This is a genomic window from Anaerospora hongkongensis (genome assembly GCF_004339805.1).
GTDB classification, from domain to species: domain Bacteria; phylum Bacillota; class Negativicutes; order Sporomusales; family DSM-15969; genus Anaerospora; species Anaerospora hongkongensis.
The window spans coordinates 253634-268442 of sequence record NZ_SLUI01000002.1; the positions used below are offsets into that span (position 1 = coordinate 253634).

Consider the following 14809-nt stretch of genomic DNA (forward strand, 5'->3'; position numbering starts at 1 on the left):
GCCACTAAACGATGGAAAATGCATCAACAAGAACGCACCGGCGCTGCCGGGTAAAGCTGCGGGGTGAAGTCAAGCCTTCTCCCGTCGGTCCGGCAATTGTAAAGGTGGAAAATCCTTCTCCGCCAACGCCGATACCAGCAAAGGACGGGGCATTTTTAACGAAAATCGTTGTCTCTACCGCCTTGGCAAATCGGGTCAGGTGATCTACATTCTTGGAGTGCATGATGGCCGTGTGCCGATTACCATGCTCTACCTTCACCGCCAATTCAATGGCAGCGTCGATATCCTTCACTTGTACTACAGGCAAAACCGGCATCATCAACTCTTCCACAACAAAGGGATGTTCGGCCTCAGTTTCACATAAAACAACACGAATGCCGTCCGGCACTTGAATGCCGATTTTACTTAAAATAAATTGAGCATCTTTGCCGACATAATCTTTATTGATACCATAGGATTTTTTGGGTTTCTCCGTGCAGCCTTTGGCCATTTGCTCTTCTTTTTCCGTCATAATAACAGTCAGCAGCCGTTCGGTTTCTTCCCGGGTAATAAGATAGGCCCCGTATTTTTGCATATAGCTGATTAATTGGTCGGCTATGCGCCCTACAGCAATGACTTCTTTTTCCGCAATGCAGGGCAGATTGTTGTCAAAAGAGCAGCCGGCAATAATATCTCTGGCCGCTTTTTCAATATCCGCGGTTTCATCAACGACGGCCGGAGGATTGCCTGCACCTGCACCAATCGCTTTTTTGCCGCAGGACATAACAGCCTTGACCACTGCCGGTCCGCCTGTGGCAACAAGCATATTAATTCCGCTGTGATTCATCATTGCATTTGTTGCTTCAATAGAGGGCTGCGCAACGGCAGTCAGCAGATTAGCAGGCCCTCCGGCTTTCACAATTGCTTTATTGAGCAGCCGGATGGTCCTCAGGGAAGTATTCTTGGCTGTCGGATGGGGGCTGAAAACTACGGCATTGCCGGCAGCAATCATCCCGATCCCATTGCAGATAACTGTTTCCGACGGATTAGTGGTCGGTGTAATTGAGCCAATTACACCATAGGGGGCCATTTCCAAAAGTGTTAAACCCCGGTCCCCTGTCCAGGCCTCGGTGCGAAGATCTTCGGTTCCGGGAGTTTTCATTGCAGCCAGCCGGTTTTTTACCGCCTTATCCTCGACACGTCCCATTCCTGATTCGCTGACAGCCATCTCGGCCAGCTCAACGGCATGTTCACAAATGGTTTGGCGCATCGCGGCAATTAACGCTTCCCGTTTTTCAAGCGATACTGTTTTGAGTTCTTTATGAGCAATGCGTGCTGCGGCAACGGCTTCATCAATGGTGGCAAAAATCCCGCTGCCATAACAGTCGTTGGTTTCCCGGTCACGCATCTTTGCAATAACTTCCGACGTAATTTGTGCAATCAATTGTTGATTTATCATGATCCGTTCCTCCCTCCGGGTTAACCGTAATTACCACGCTGCTATCCCGGCTTTCGCTACCATACTGTCTTCCTCTACCGTCCCGCCGCTTACGCCGATTGCCGCAACAATTCTGTCCCCGGCAAAAATGGGAATTCCACCGCCAAAGACGATAAAGCGCCCATTATTAGCCGTATTCAAGCCATACAGTTCCTGTCCGGGAGCTACGGACAGCGCGGCTTGCCCGGTAGAAGTTTTGAGTGCTGCAGCGGTGTACGCTTTATCCAGCGCCAGAGAAATACTTGCCAGCAATGCATCGTCCATGCGCTGCTGTGCTATGAGATTCCCGCCAGGATCAACTACCGCAATAACCATGGGAACACCTAGCTCCATAGCTTTTTGTTCAGCCGCGGCAATTGCCCTTTTGGCCTTATCCAGCAGTTTTTCCACCCCTTCCGGCTTGGGATCACGCAGTTTGTCAACTACACCACTGGTAACTGCCGCTATCAGATCCTGCTGCTCAACACATCGTGCCAGCACAAACAGGAGATCCGATAAACGGTTTAAGTATAAGGCCACACTTTTAGGTACGGCGGCAGTACGGCTGATCTCCACTACATACCGTTCGGCACGGCGAACGATGGTACGTGCCAAATCCAGTGCAGAACTGCAGGTAGTAGCTCCCGGTGTCACAAAATAAGCTTGCTGAATGCGCCGCTCATCAAGTACGTCGATCGTTTTTTCCAGTTTATGCACATGCTCGACCGTAATCCTCGGCTCACTGCCCTCCAAACTTCCTTCTGTTGCAAGATCGGCATTTAATTGGATTAAATCCCGCTGCAGACCGTAGACAATATCACTTGCCCAGGACTTATCCGCCATATACGATCTTGCCAGTCCCATTGCGGCGTTCGCTTCGTCTACCGTGCCATAAGCATGTACCCGGATATGATCTTTACCCACGCGTTGCTTGCTCAGCAGGCTGGTTTGCCCGTCATCGCCTGTTTTTGTATATACTTTCATGCTCAGTTACTCCCAAGTAAGTCTTTATTGATCTCAATACTGTCAATAATCCCTACTATTGCCGCATCAACTGCAGCCTGAGGATTGCCGATTACATGACGGGCGGAACTGCCTTCGACAACTAGCACTGTTTCACCCGTACCGGCCCCGATTGTATCTACAGCAACCACCGGTGAACGCCTCTCCTTGGAGATCAGTTCAATCGGCCGCACAATAAGCAGTTTACTGCCTGTTAAGCTGTCATCTTTCGGTGTGGCAACAAGGGTGCCGATCACCATTCCTACCCACATATAAACGCATCCTTTCCTTTGCCTTGCTTTAGCAAGTGACAGATATGAGTTGAATGTTGCATTCCCTGGCGATATCCCGTGCCAAGGGAGTAATGATGCTGCCCTTTTGGATTGTCAGGGTTGTGGCGCCGCGTTTTGCCGCTGCTTTGACGGCTGCAGCATCAATCACTTTGTGCGCAAGCACCAGTGCTGTTTCCGCTTCTTTGGGTCTCACGATCGGCTTGCCAGCTTCTGCTGCCAACTGTCCACCCCCTGCTTCCCGGCCTGTGCGTAAGGTAACAGCATCGCCATTCTTTAACCCTGCCGCATTAGCCTCATCGGTGTCAATATGAAATTCCAATCGAAAATCTTTCCCTGTTCGCACAAGAACATTATGAAAGCTTCCCCCCCGAATACCGCCAAATTCTACCGTCACCCGGTCTTTATCGGCAACACCAAGTTTTTGGGCATCAGCTTCCTCCATGTGGATGTGCCGGGCTGCGCAAATAACTCCCTGTTTCAGCGTTACTGCACCGGCAGGCCCAACCACAACAACGCCTGCTGAGCCTTCGATATCACCGGAGTCGCGCACCGGCGGCGCAATACCCAGGCTAAATCCATCCGTCCGGGCTAATTCAATCTGAGTGAAGCTGCGTACCGGCCCTAAGATCCTTACCGCACGAATAACTCCTTTAGGACCTACTAAGGTCACAGTTTCTTTAGCAGCGAATTCCCCGACTTGTTTCAGGTCTTTATCATGAGTCAATGCGTAACCTGTGCCGAATAATGCTTCCAGATGACTGGCAGAGAGGTGGATATGGCGGTTGGAAACGCCCACTGGAATAGCCGGTATAGAGCTGCCGGCCGTTTCCGAGCCGATGGCCAGCAATACCTTTTGCACAATATCATCGATCAAATTCCGGTCCATCCTCTCACCTCTTTTACCTTAAGACTACTTTTGTTTATGCATCAAGCTTGGGAAGAATTTTTTCTATGTCCACATGAGGTCTCGGGATGACATGGACAGACATTAATTCACCAACCCGCTGCGCAGCTGCTGCGCCGCTGTCGGTAGCGGCCTTAACCGCTCCCACATCGCCGCGTACCATGACGGTTACCAGACCGGAACCGATTTTTTCATAGCCCACCAGAATAACATTAGCTGCTTTTACCATGGCATCAGCCGCTTCAATAGCACCTACCAACCCTTTTGTTTCTACCATTCCTAAAGCCTCTCCACGCATATTATTCATCCTCCTTGTTATTTTTGTCATAATGCAGGCAGGTCTGTCTTGATTCTCCTTTTCGGCGCCGACAGGCAGGGTCACCACAGAGATTGCAGGTATAACTCCACTTCTTGCTTTCAACAGCACTTTCCGGCTGATCATGCTCGACCGGCTCCTTGTCTTCTGCCAGCGGTGCCGAAAGGTCAGGGAGATCAACATCAGCAGCTACGGGCAGATTAAGAGGTACCACTGTCTCATCCGCTACTGATAAAACAAGATTTTCCTTAACCGCTCCTACCGTCTCTTTGGTGACAATCAGCGCCCCCACCTCCTGATGAGGCCGGGGAATAACATGGGTTGCCACTACCCGGTTAACCCTGGCCGCTGCTGCAGCTGCCGCTTCAACAGCAGCCTTAACAGCCCCCACGTCTCCGCTCAGCTTGACAACAACCATGCCGCCGCCCTTAGTCAGTTCATAACCCAGCAATACAATATTGGCGGCTTTTACTGCCGCATCGGCCGCTTCCACAGCAGCCGCTAATCCGACTACTTCCAATAAACCTACAGCGTTTTTGACCATGTCTTCACCTCCCCATGGTCTGAGCAGTTTCTTTCAAAATCTTCAGGACAATTTCTCGAACCACCCTGGTAAGATCAGGTTCTCCGGTTGCTGCTGGTGACGGGTCCCCATTTTTAAAAGGAATCCCTTTAATCAGTCGCGCCGCATTATAGCCGAACCGCCGCCATTCGCTGCCGTTCCCTGTCCCTTGTAACACAAACAGCGGCTCATTGGCAGGCAGCTTATGGTGATGAATGCACAGTCCGGAAGAACTAATGCCAATGCCTACCCCTAACTGAGACAGGCTGGCTCCCTTACAGGCCAGAGCAATACAATCCGGTTCAGTTTCCGGCAGCACAGTGCAGGGAACTCCTTCCTCTTCAATACCGGCCTGAATTTCCCGCAGCTTTTGCTCACAGCCTTCATGTATATGGACACACAGGGTTATACTTGGTTTCGTTACCGTTTGACCAGCCTGCATAGTATCACGCCTCTCCATCCTGGTAGGATAGCACCAGCCCGGTGGCAACGGCATTACGGGGTCCTTCCGTGCCGCGGATATTTCCTCGGCCGCAGACAATTCCGTATTCGGCCAGTGCGTCGGTCACCATATCGGCGACTTCAAAATCCATGGCCGAACCACCTACCAGCACAACAAATTCAATATGGCGGATGTTGCCGGTCGGTGCCACCCTGGCCAGGGAGCGCAGGGCATTAGTAACAAATACCCGTTTTTTTGCTTCCCGGCGGATATGCCGTATTTTATCCAGCGGGTGAGCAAAGGGAATAGGTATCATATACCCTTCTTTTAAAATCACTACCCGGGCAAAAACCTGAGGCTCCAAATGCTGCTCATAAAACCGGACCGTTCCATCTTCCAGCCGGACATGATAAAGGCTTTCTACCTTGGCCAGCGGATATTTCTTAATATCTTCCGCCAGATCGAAGTCTTCCAGACCAAGCTCGGAATTGATCAGCATGGTTACCATATCACCGGCTCCGCCCAGATGGATGGATAATACGCGCTCATCCCGTGTGATGATAGCAGCATCAGTTGATCCCCCGCCCATATCCAGAATAGCCAGCGGTTTGTCAGTTCCAGGCGTGGTCAACGCCCCGCGGATAGCCATATTGGCTTCTACACCGGCAATGATTACTCTGACACCTAATTCGGCCGTCAACTGGCTGGCAATCTGCTGCATAGGCAGACGACTGGTTTTTACCATTGCCGCTAAAGCTACTGCATTTTCCAGTGCAAACTCACCAGCTAAGCCGCCTTGTACTTTTTGGGGAACAAATGTGTCCACAGCCAGAATATCCTGAATTCTCATTTCTGCTGCCGGCTGTCCGGTAAGCTCTCCCATTACCTGTCTAACCCGCTCCAGCATGCCGCCGGCATTTGTACCGGCTTCCCCCTGAACATCACTTACCGGCTGAACGCGCTCGACCGCTTCCATAAGCTTGGCTGCTCCGGCCTCTACATCAATATCACTCTTCCCTTTTTGTCCGATAATGGTAATAAAACCGGCCGGTATAGACCTGGCTTTTACATCACCCTCGGGGGTACGGACAACAACTGCCGAGCGGTTACCGATCAGGGCCCGGGCAATAGGTACGACCATTTTTGTTTCTTCCGGTGTCAGTTGAAAGACGGTGGCAATACCATATGGATTGGACAGCGTTTGAATGGTCTGCCCGGCCTGAGCCACTTCAACTGCCGCCAGCATGCCTACCGGCACTTTTTCAATATACGTTACTTCATCAACTACAGGAATCTTGCGGGCAAGGCGGTTGCCAATTAATACGGCATCATCCTGCCTGACAATCGCACCCTGCACCTGAATGCCGCCTGCTGCAGCAGCATTAATGGCTTGAGCCGCATCTTCAAAATCAATTCCCTGAGGAACAATAACAATAACATTAGTACCACGGGTTATATTTCCCAATTCCTGCAAAGCAACGGTTACTCCGACACCTAGACCAATTCCGCCCGGTGTGGATGGGTTATGGCCAATCATAGTTGACTCGGTAATGATCGTCTCGGTAATGGTTTCCATGGCCAGATCACCGATCACCGGTGTAGCCTCATTGATTCTGATTTCTGACAAATTCTCCAGTTGCAAAGCCACTTTGCCTAGCGCCTCTGTTAACGCAGCAATAATACCCGGAACGTTGGCCGTAGTTCCCTTAATTCCGGTGGTCTTGACAATACTGCTGGCCAGGTACTCGGGTGCCTGACCGCGCGAGCAGCGGGCCAAACAAACCTCGGTTGTAGAGTTACCGATATCCACTCCGGCAATAATTGGCATATGGCTCCCACCTATTCTGCTCTAAGTCTGTTGCGGCGTTCGTAGACTCCTGCAGCCTCTCTTACAAAATCAGCATTGATTGTTGCATGATAGTGCTGCTCCAGCTCATCGGCAATTGCTAAAAGCTCCATTTTGGTTGAGCGATAAGGACGCAGCGCATTGTATATTTCTAAAACACGATTATCGGGGATCGCTGTCAATTCTGCAGCCCGGCGAAGATTGTTGGCAAATTGATTCCGTCCCACACCATCGGCAATCTGGGCCTGGAGGCGAAGCGTTTCCGGAGTGATGCGCACATCTTCTGATTTGACTTCACCTCTAATTACTTTTTCCAGAGTAATATCGGCCAGCCCCTTGCCGGACGGGGTCTTTAATAATTCAGGACGCTTGGCAGCCAGCGGATAATCCCGGTCAGGGCACAAGCCGGCCGGTGCAGCGGCTTTTACCGGCTGCGCTGCCTGCTGTCCCATCGATTTCAATACTTCCCGCACCAGTTCTTCTACCATTTTGTTTTCAATCATGTTTGTCACCTCCGTCTAGTTAAAGCTGTACTCCAGTTCTATCGGTTTGGCGCCTGGTACAACGTGTTCTGTTTCTTTAATATGCAGCACTGCCGCTTTTGCCTGAAATTTCGGCCGTGCCATTTGATCATTCCGGGTGGGCACGGGAGTTGGCGATTCCCCTTTGGCATACTTGGCGGCATTACGGCCAATCTGCCGGTATACTTCCAGATCAAGTAAGGGAGATTGGGAAAACAGCTCCAGATTGCTGAGCGGCGGCAGGTCTTTTTGGTGGATAACCGTCGTTCCTCTGGACTGAATGCCGATGGCAATACCCGAGCCGCTTAATTTTGTAGCATCATGGGCGGCAAAAGCGACGTCAGAAGAGCGCAGCACGCGAATAACCCTGGCTTTGATCCCTTCTTCTTCAATACCGGCAATCATTTCCCGCAAAACATCACTGTGAGGGATATTCACAATCGTTTTATTCTGATATTTACCAAAGGCAGGAGCAACGGCAATAATCACTTCATCTGCCTTACTGCCCGGCCTTGCTTCGCCTTTTTCCACCAGCGTCATGGAGCGGCCCAGCAGAACCGCCGGTTTAGACGCCGCCTTGGGCTGTTCCATGCCGGCCAAAACTTGCGTTACTATTTCACGAATTAACTGTTCGTTAATTTGCATCTCTGTCGCACCTCTCTTTCTCTTTTCCTCAAACGTCAAAATCAGACGGACTAATCGCCTGGCGTATATTTTTAATTTCATCCCAGCGTTCTTTGCTCATGCGATAGCCTGTTCCCGGACCGCGGTAGTCGTTGCGGCAGTTAACGGCACTGATAACATTCAGGTCTTTGTCGAGAATAGCCGAGGTATGGAGATAATCGCCCGAAATCCGCTGTTTTAATGTTCCCAGGACATTTTCGGCCACATCGGTAAAGCCGTTTTTAGCAAGTGCTTTTACAATGTCCACACCGGTAATGCCGCGTTTCATCATGTCTTCCGCAGCCTTCAAGTCTTCTACGATATTGCGCGCCGGCATATCTTTCGTGCCATGAGCATAAGTAGCGGCCTCCACTTCTTCATCGGTAATAGCCGGGAAGCCAAATTCTCTAAAAACTGCCTGCAGGGCTTTGGCCGCCTTATTACGGATGGCAATAACCTCTTCCTCCGAAGCAGGGCGCAGACCGCCATCTACCATCAGGTCACGCTGAATAATATTCCAGTCGTCATAATCGTCAACATCCCAGTTCGAACCGGCGAACATATTGTCATAGTTGGGAGAACCGCTGTAACCGGAACAAATGAAGTCCGTTCCCGGCAGCATTTGCATCAAAGTACGGGCCGTACGGCGGATATCGGAATGCGTAAAGGTCTGGTCATTGCTGGAGGCTACTTCCATATCCAGCATAGTCGTACAAAGATTCTCTGCCAAAATAGCGCGGATACCGGAAGGTACGGCTGCCGGTACACCGACGCAGCTCACTGAGCCGTTTTGCAGCCCCTGCACGCCTGCTCCCCTGGTGACCATAATGCAGCGGATCTCCAGATACAGCATGGATTTTCCCTCGGCATAACCCATTTGCACTTCAGAACCGGTCCCGGAAGTAAAGCGCATTTTCAAGCCCCGCGAAGCATAGGCCGATGCTAAAAATGCTTTTGACCAGGGAGTATCATCACCATCAACAAAAACGTTTTCTGTGCCATACACGGAAATGGTTTCGGCATAAGCAGTAATACCGCGCATCCCTAAGAGCAGTTCCGTCGCTTCTTCCAAGGCACATTGAATCAGTACGCCGCCTCTTCCTACCTGACCACCTACTTGCAGCGAAAGCGCATTAAAGGGGGCATAACGTACAACGGCTACCGTTGTCTCCATTTCGTCAAAGCCGCGCATCGCAGCTTCAGCAGCATCGGCAGCAATGAGCACAGGATTGTCCTTAGTATTCGTGATATGGCACTGATTGGACGGGATTTTGCGGGCCCGCATTTTTTGCATGGCCATCATCATTTCCACGACATTCATGGTATTAAAAACAGCGACCAGTTTAGCTGCTGTCAGGCCGCGGGCCAGTTTAACAACCTCCTGGCGGGGAATGTTGATATCCACAAGCATTTTGGCAATAGCAGTATCTTCCATTGCCATTGCCCGTTCTGCAACCGTTACGTCAATCGCATAATCAGCGATAAACTGATCGATAAAGTCGAATTTGGCACGAGGTACACCATCCATTTCAATAATGCGGCCATTTTCGATTTTAATACTGGGCTTCGGATCATTGGGACTGCCCATGGCGATGAGACCGACTTCAGGCCATTCAACGACAAAACCGTCCTGATTTACAGGGCGAGCTTCCAATACTTCAAAGCGTTTTGATCTTTTCATCTCTTTCTCCCCCCTGTCTTAGATATACGGTGTTGTAACTGAAGGAGCCGGACCAGCCATTGCTTCCAGCAGTTTTTTGCCAACTTCTCTGGCGGCGATAACCGACTGGCGAACTGCTCCGGAGTCACCTGTCACCTGCAGGATAACTTCGTTGGAATAGCTGGTTCCAGCAGCAGGACTCGCATAGCCGACAACCTCAACGTTGGCAGTTTTGACGGCAACATCGGCCATCAGCACACCAATCGCTGCCGGTGCACCGACAATCAAGCCGAAAGCCTTGCCGAGCGGGGCTCCGAAAGCTTTGTTTATGGCGTAGCTGGCGCGGGCTGTATACTGAAGTTCCAGATGACCTGCGTCATTAGCATAAACGTCGCCAAAAGTACGGTCCAGTTCTTTAAGGGCCACTTCCACAGCCCTGCGGGCATCGGAGACTTCTTCCGCACCAAAGATGATTAAGCTGCCATGACCGGCTCCGCCTTTCGTGTCGCGGGCCAGTTCGATGGCAACAATTTCCGTATTAGTCGCTTTTACCGCTTCATCAGCAGCCATAATGTGCGGTCCTGCACCGGTACGGGCTCCTAAAATGCCGATCGAGCGGTATTTAGGGTCCAGTTTCATTTTTTCATGCAGCATGGGATCTACGTTGGCAATTACCAGCCCGATCGTGTCACCGACGGCTGTTCCCACATATTCGGTAAGAGCGGGAATGGCATTACTTTTGGCCTCTTCCTTGGCCGGTGCGGCAGGAGCAGCTGTTTCCATCCGTTTTTTAATTTCATCCATTACCTTCTCGATCAGTTGATCTTGCATACAATCCACCTCCAAAAATAATCACTATTTACGTTTTGGGAGAATTTTTTCCACATCCCCATGGGGGCGGGGAATCACATGAACGGAAACGACTTCGCCAACATTTCTGGCTGCCGCGGCACCGGCATCAACAGCAGCCTTAACAGCTCCCACGTCACCACTGACCATAACGGTAACCAGGCCGGAACCGATTTTTTCGTAGCCTGTCAAAACGACATTGGCCGCCTTGACCATGGCATCGGCTGCCTCAATAGCACCAACCAGTCCTTTGGTTTCAATCATTCCTAATGCTTCACTCATCTTTTACACCCCCTCTCACTAATGTGGCTCATCAAGTTGGCTAGCCCGGCACCTGTAAAAGCAGAGACCGGGAATATTTTTTCTTTCACGCCGGCTTCTTTTAGCCGCAGCGCAGCTGTTGCCTGGTCCGTGTCAGGCAAATCGATTTTCGTAATTACCCCTGTAACCGGCCGGGAAAACATCGAGACAAACCCGGGCGGCAGCAGCACGCGCTGTTCATTGGCGGCCTGCACCAGGAGGATTAGCTCCGCTTGCGCCGCGGTCACCATCAGCGCTGAATAGAAACGGGGGATTTGCGCATATTCTCCGGGTGTATCAATGCCGCCGTCGCAAAAACGAATACTTTGGGTTTTTTCCGCTTTACCTGCCGTATGCTGCAGCACATTCAGCAACGATGTCTTCCCTGCACCGACAGGACCTATCAGTATAATCATCTTACGCTACGTCCTCGTCAGCTTGGGGGTAAAAAAGCCCAAACCTTCGCTTAGTACATTTGTTACCTGACTCAAGGCGGCTTCTACAGCAGATACTGTACCGGTGATTACCAGCGAGCCGGTAAAACGGTCCATAAAGCCAACTTGAACTGCTGCTGTTTTTGTTGCAACATCAGCAGCAATAATGGCCGCTTCACAGGGGGTAATCGTCAAAATACCGATTGCACCCGTATTGCCAATCCCCAGCTTTTCACACAAATCTTTTTTTGGATTGGCAATAAGGTGGGCAAGTGTCACTTGTTTTCCTGGTACGTATTCCTGCACCATTCTTGGCTTTTCTACCGTCATATACTCTCACCATCCACTTTTCCGGCTGAACCAAACTTAGTTTGCTGAATTATCTTGCTAGTATAAAATTACGTTTTTTTCTCCATCCACCTTGATGGATTATTGCTTATCGCCTGTACTTAATTGCACTTTTATCGCAATAGTACAATTTTTAAATCAAGCCAACGACCACCTCAATAGTACTTTTTTAAGAATCTGTAATAATTTTGCTTAACAAAGCAAAAAAGGACTGTTTTTTAACAGTCCTTTTCCATGTTTATAAGAACTTGCTTACAGCAAGCTCATGCCCGGTATTTTATTGCCGCCAAATATCACTCTCTTGTCCACAAGAAACAGCTTGGCGCTACTCGGTCTTACTTTTTCGCGAAGCTGCCCGGTATTGATTAGGCGTAACACTGACTTCCTGACGAAAAACCCGGCAGAAATAGCTGGCATCCTGGTAGCCGCACTCCAGGGCAATCCGCGCTATCGTTTGGTCGGGATTATTCAGCATCCGCTTCGCTCTGTCAATTCTTGCCTTTGTCAGGAATTCTACAAAGTTAGTTCCTTTTTCCGCTTTAAAGAGACGGCTGAAGTAAAAAGGGCTTAAATGCACCGTATGGGCGACTTCTTCCAAAGATAAATTCTTGTGGCAGTTTTTTACGATGTAATCACTGGCTTTATTAATAACCCGGGCATTCATCGTATCCCGGTTATGCAGCATATTGTCCATAAACCGGTCCAGCGCTTCCAGCACCCATTGATGAATTTCATCGTGGCGCTCGCAGTCTTCGAGAAGATTAATTGTATTAAAATTAAGCAAGGTAAGTTGTTCAAGGTTCGCCCCGCCTTCAACTGCAGCCCGCGATAGCACAATCAGCAGTTCCAGAACATAGGCTTTAACGGTCTCCATTCCTGCCTGAGACGCAAAAATTTCAGCGAGCAGCTGCCTGAGGGCCTCCTTAGCCTGCTTGCGTTCGCCGCAGCGCACTTTATCCAGCAAATCCCGTTCATAATGGAATGGATAATGAATAGGCAGCGGATTCAGGTGACCGATATCTTCAACATGCATGACATGTGTATCACTCACATAGCAGCGCTGCCTCAGCACACTAACGGCGTCCAAATACGATTTATGAGCCTCCAGCGGATCCCGGTAATAACGTCCGATCCCAATCGTAATGCCGATGCCCAGCGACTGGAGCGCCGTAGTATGCAGCTTTCCGGCAATCTCTTTGACCTGTTCGGTTGTTCGCGCCTGATTAACCCCCTCACCGCAGCCCAATAAAATGATGATGTTATCTCCCCCAAAAGGAGTGACCAGCGCAGAACTGCCCAGCTGACTGCAGATATGGCGAAAGATTTGCTGCTTGACAAACTGCTTCTTCGATTCTCCGCCATCACGGGTAATTTGTCTAAAATTATCAATATCGGCAACCAATACGACGCCCGGTTCGGCCTTCATTCCCAGAAAGGTTGCCCGCTCCTCAAAGTGATTCATATCGCTGATATTACCGGAAATAAGATCATAAACAAAAGACATTTGAATAAATGGCATTGCTTCTTGGACGCTTTTCCTAAGCTTTTCTTCCTGTTTCTGCTGTTGCTTGCGCTGCCCCACCTTTGCGCTGACCTCTTCCAGGGTCTGCAGCAAATCAGCCGGGCGCAGGGGCTTTAACAAATACTCCACCGCTCCTGCAGAAAGCGCCTGTTTGGCATAGCTGAATTCATCAAAAGCAGTCAGCATCACGATCATAACCTCTGGCAGCAGCCGGCGGATCTTCAGCGCCGCTTCCAGACCATTCACCTCCGGCATGCGAATATCCATCAGGATGATGTCCGGCTTTTGACTGTCGGCGAGCTGTATGGCACTTGTTCCGTCTCCCGTTTCCGCCACAATGCGTATATGGGGACATTTTTTTTCGATAATATAGCGCAGAGCCTGACGTTCCAATTGTTCATCATCTGCTATCATTAGTGTAACCATGCCACATTCTCCCCTGCTTTAGCGTTCTATGAATGATAACACAAGGGAAGATACATATAAACATTTGTGCCTTCACCAAGCTTGCTATCAATATTTAGTCCATATTGGCTGCCAAAATAATGCTGAATCCGCTTATGCACATTCATTACACCAATTCCTGTGGAATGCCCTTGCGTTACTGTTCTTTTTTCCGCTCTCAGCATGCTGCGAACCCGCTCCGGTGAAACGCCAACGCCTGTATCGGACACGATAATCGTCACCCGCTCACCTTCCGCTTTACCGGAAATCCGGATGCAACCTCCGTCTTTTTTCGGCTCAATGCCGTGAATAATGGCGTTCTCCACTAACGGCTGCAGACTAAGTGCCGGTATGGACACTTCCAGCAGCTGCGGGTCTATGTCGATAATAGCCTGAATGCGTTCACCAAAGCGCGCTTTTTGAATAGTCAAATAATCATTGATATATTTAATCTCATCTTCGACTGTCCTGAGTTCCTCGATATCCCTTAAGTTATTGCGCAGCAGGTCAGAAAGAGAATAGACGATTTCCTGGGTTTGACTGGCTCCTTCGAGTAAAGCCAACCGGGCTATTGTATTTAGAGTATTAAACAAAAAGTGGGGATTAACCTGAGATTGCAGCGCTTTCAGCTCACTTGCCCGGAGCATGCTCTCCAGATCGGCTTTTTCTTTCATTTCCGCCATCAGCTGCTTTTGCGCAATATTGGCAATCCCCATTTCTACTATATAGTTGGACATGATATAAATTAAATCGGCTGCTGCCTTCAATTTGTTTTCCGGTACTACTTCTATAATATCAAACAGTTCGGATAAGGTGATCTCATCCATGGCATAAGGTGCTAACCGGCGAAACATCTCCTGCTTGGCATCAAAATCCTCTTGCGGTAAGACAACCTGCCCGGCCAGAAAAGCTCCCAGATATTCATTCTGCACAATAATGGGCGCCGCCAAATCAGTTAGCCCCCCGTGGCAATGATAGACAAATGGCCGGTGCAGTTCCACCGCCTTGCGCCCGCCGCGGTCATCGCAGGCCATACAGCGCGCAAACCCCTCCGGATGAGAACGAACAAAGGTGCAAAACTTGGTAAAATTACTTGGTTTGGTAATGGGCTTGCCATCAGGATCAACGATAACAGCCGCCAAACCGGTAGCCTCAGAAAACTTATCCTGTATTTCCTGCAGCACTTGTGCATTCACAATTTCACCTAAGGAAAACTTGGTATAAAATTGCACAAAATCCCCCCCACA

17 protein-coding genes are annotated in these 14809 nt (G+C 50.0%); all 17 read right to left on the reverse strand.

Going from position 1 to position 14809, the window contains the following annotated elements; all coding sequences use genetic code 11:
- Positions 1–4 precede the first annotated feature (4 nt).
- The 17 genes from EV210_RS03700 to EV210_RS03780 all read right to left on the reverse strand — a co-directional run bounded on the left by EV210_RS03700 (position 5) and on the right by EV210_RS03780 (position 14794).
- The gene (locus EV210_RS03700) at positions 5–1438 is read right to left on the reverse strand and encodes an aldehyde dehydrogenase family protein (RefSeq protein ID WP_279388476.1); all 1434 of its coding nucleotides are present in this window, start codon (positions 1436–1438) and stop codon (positions 5–7) included.
- 30 nt (positions 1439–1468) lie between these two features.
- Positions 1469–2440, reverse strand: coding sequence for a cob(I)yrinic acid a,c-diamide adenosyltransferase (locus EV210_RS03705; RefSeq protein ID WP_132075754.1), 972 nt, complete (start codon positions 2438–2440; stop codon positions 1469–1471).
- A 2-nt stretch (positions 2441–2442) separates the two neighbouring features.
- Complete coding sequence (locus EV210_RS03710) at positions 2443–2730, reverse strand: EutN/CcmL family microcompartment protein (RefSeq protein WP_132075757.1); 288 nt, start codon at positions 2728–2730, stop codon at positions 2443–2445.
- A 28-nt stretch (positions 2731–2758) separates the two neighbouring features.
- On the reverse strand, positions 2759–3637 hold the full coding sequence (locus EV210_RS03715) for a phosphate propanoyltransferase (protein ID WP_132075760.1): 879 nt from the start codon (positions 3635–3637) through the stop codon (positions 2759–2761).
- Positions 3638–3671: 34 nt separating this feature from the next.
- Positions 3672–3953, reverse strand: a complete 282-nt coding sequence (gene eutM, locus EV210_RS03720; protein WP_132075763.1) for an ethanolamine utilization microcompartment protein EutM — start codon at positions 3951–3953, stop codon at positions 3672–3674.
- Position 3954: 1 nt separating this feature from the next.
- Positions 3955–4515: a BMC domain-containing protein gene (locus EV210_RS23495; protein ID WP_132075767.1), complete on the reverse strand. Its 561-nt coding sequence runs from the start codon at positions 4513–4515 to the stop codon at positions 3955–3957.
- Positions 4516–4519: 4 nt separating this feature from the next.
- Positions 4520–5029: a glycerol dehydratase reactivase beta/small subunit family protein gene (locus tag EV210_RS03730; protein WP_243650424.1), complete on the reverse strand. Its 510-nt coding sequence runs from the start codon at positions 5027–5029 to the stop codon at positions 4520–4522.
- Positions 4980–6803, reverse strand: coding sequence for a diol dehydratase reactivase subunit alpha (locus tag EV210_RS03735; RefSeq protein ID WP_132075770.1), 1824 nt, complete (start codon positions 6801–6803; stop codon positions 4980–4982). The genes EV210_RS03730 and EV210_RS03735 overlap by 50 nt, the downstream gene beginning before the upstream one ends.
- A gap of 11 nt (positions 6804–6814) precedes the next feature.
- Positions 6815–7324 carry a diol dehydratase small subunit gene (locus tag EV210_RS03740; protein ID WP_132075773.1) on the reverse strand — a complete coding sequence of 170 codons (510 nt, stop codon included), beginning with the start codon at positions 7322–7324 and terminating at the stop codon, positions 6815–6817.
- A gap of 15 nt (positions 7325–7339) precedes the next feature.
- Positions 7340–7987, reverse strand: a complete 648-nt coding sequence (locus tag EV210_RS03745; RefSeq protein ID WP_132075776.1) for a propanediol/glycerol family dehydratase medium subunit — start codon at positions 7985–7987, stop codon at positions 7340–7342.
- 28 nt (positions 7988–8015) lie between these two features.
- Positions 8016–9686 (reverse strand): propanediol/glycerol family dehydratase large subunit, encoded by a 1671-nt coding sequence (locus EV210_RS03750; protein WP_132075779.1) that lies wholly within the window; start codon positions 9684–9686, stop codon positions 8016–8018.
- Positions 9687–9704: 18 nt separating this feature from the next.
- On the reverse strand, positions 9705–10496 hold the full coding sequence (gene pduB, locus EV210_RS03755) for a propanediol utilization microcompartment protein PduB (RefSeq protein ID WP_132075782.1): 792 nt from the start codon (positions 10494–10496) through the stop codon (positions 9705–9707).
- Positions 10497–10520: 24 nt separating this feature from the next.
- Positions 10521–10796, reverse strand: coding sequence for a propanediol utilization microcompartment protein PduA (gene pduA / locus EV210_RS03760; RefSeq protein ID WP_132075785.1), 276 nt, complete (start codon positions 10794–10796; stop codon positions 10521–10523).
- Positions 10793–11230: a EutP/PduV family microcompartment system protein gene (locus EV210_RS03765; protein ID WP_132075787.1), complete on the reverse strand. Its 438-nt coding sequence runs from the start codon at positions 11228–11230 to the stop codon at positions 10793–10795. The genes pduA and EV210_RS03765 overlap by 4 nt, the downstream gene beginning before the upstream one ends.
- Positions 11231–11236: 6 nt before the next feature.
- Entirely contained in the window at positions 11237–11578 is a 342-nt protein-coding gene (gene eutS, locus EV210_RS03770) for an ethanolamine utilization microcompartment protein EutS (protein WP_132075790.1), read from the reverse strand.
- Positions 11579–11921: 343 nt separating this feature from the next.
- Complete coding sequence (locus EV210_RS03775) at positions 11922–13544, reverse strand: response regulator (RefSeq protein ID WP_132075793.1); 1623 nt, start codon at positions 13542–13544, stop codon at positions 11922–11924.
- A gap of 26 nt (positions 13545–13570) precedes the next feature.
- Complete coding sequence (locus EV210_RS03780) at positions 13571–14794, reverse strand: sensor histidine kinase (RefSeq protein WP_132075796.1); 1224 nt, start codon at positions 14792–14794, stop codon at positions 13571–13573.
- Between the last annotated feature and the right edge of the window lie 15 nt (positions 14795–14809).

Bases quoted from the DNA above. Each gene is read 5' to 3' on its own strand.
- EV210_RS03700 (WP_279388476.1), bottom strand. From the start codon at position 1,438: ATGATAAATCAACAATTGATTGCACAAATTACGTCGGAAGTTATTGCA.
- EV210_RS03705 (WP_132075754.1), bottom strand. From the start codon at position 2,440: ATGAAAGTATATACAAAAACAGGCGATGACGGGCAAACCAGCCTGCTG.
- EV210_RS03710 (WP_132075757.1), bottom strand. From the start codon at position 2,730: ATGTGGGTAGGAATGGTGATCGGCACCCTTGTTGCCACACCGAAAGAT.
- EV210_RS03715 (WP_132075760.1), bottom strand. From the start codon at position 3,637: ATGGACCGGAATTTGATCGATGATATTGTGCAAAAGGTATTGCTGGCC.
- eutM (WP_132075763.1), bottom strand. From the start codon at position 3,953: ATGCGTGGAGAGGCTTTAGGAATGGTAGAAACAAAAGGGTTGGTAGGT.
- EV210_RS23495 (WP_132075767.1), bottom strand. From the start codon at position 4,515: ATGGTCAAAAACGCTGTAGGTTTATTGGAAGTAGTCGGATTAGCGGCT.
- EV210_RS03730 (WP_243650424.1), bottom strand. From the start codon at position 5,029: ATGCCGTTGCCACCGGGCTGGTGCTATCCTACCAGGATGGAGAGGCGT.
- EV210_RS03735 (WP_132075770.1), bottom strand. From the start codon at position 6,803: ATGCCAATTATTGCCGGAGTGGATATCGGTAACTCTACAACCGAGGTT.
- EV210_RS03740 (WP_132075773.1), bottom strand. From the start codon at position 7,324: ATGATTGAAAACAAAATGGTAGAAGAACTGGTGCGGGAAGTATTGAAA.
- EV210_RS03745 (WP_132075776.1), bottom strand. From the start codon at position 7,987: ATGCAAATTAACGAACAGTTAATTCGTGAAATAGTAACGCAAGTTTTG.
- EV210_RS03750 (WP_132075779.1), bottom strand. From the start codon at position 9,686: ATGAAAAGATCAAAACGCTTTGAAGTATTGGAAGCTCGCCCTGTAAAT.
- pduB (WP_132075782.1), bottom strand. From the start codon at position 10,496: ATGCAAGATCAACTGATCGAGAAGGTAATGGATGAAATTAAAAAACGG.
- pduA (WP_132075785.1), bottom strand. From the start codon at position 10,796: ATGAGTGAAGCATTAGGAATGATTGAAACCAAAGGACTGGTTGGTGCT.
- EV210_RS03765 (WP_132075787.1), bottom strand. From the start codon at position 11,230: ATGATTATACTGATAGGTCCTGTCGGTGCAGGGAAGACATCGTTGCTG.
- eutS (WP_132075790.1), bottom strand. From the start codon at position 11,578: ATGACGGTAGAAAAGCCAAGAATGGTGCAGGAATACGTACCAGGAAAA.
- EV210_RS03775 (WP_132075793.1), bottom strand. From the start codon at position 13,544: ATGGTTACACTAATGATAGCAGATGATGAACAATTGGAACGTCAGGCT.